Annotated in this window: 1 tRNA gene; it reads right to left on the bottom strand. The window is 58.4% G+C overall.

Annotated elements, in window-relative coordinates:
- Positions 1–84 precede the first annotated feature (84 nt).
- Positions 85–160 (bottom strand) — tRNA-Thr (locus tag EW028_RS24870).
- Positions 161–243: the final 83 nt, after the last annotated feature.

Genomic DNA, 243 nt, shown 5'->3' with positions numbered 1-243 from the left:
GGGGGACGGATTCGAACCGCCGAACCCTAAGGAGCGGATTTACAGTCCGCCGCGTTTAGCCACTTCGCTACCCCTCCAAGGGAATGGTGCCGGCGATAGGAGTCGAACCCACGACCTACTGATTACAAGTCAGTTGCTCTACCAACTGAGCTACACCGGCAATAATAATGGCGGTCCCGACCGGGATCGAACCGGCGATCTCCTGCGTGACAGGCAGGCATGTTAACCGCTACACCACGGGAC

Origin of the sequence: Lysinibacillus sp. OL1, from assembly GCF_004332175.1 — a bacterium.
In the GTDB taxonomy this organism is placed as follows: Bacteria; Bacillota; Bacilli; order Bacillales_A; family Planococcaceae; genus Lysinibacillus; species Lysinibacillus capsici.
This window is presented reverse-complemented; position numbering and strand designations above follow the sequence as displayed.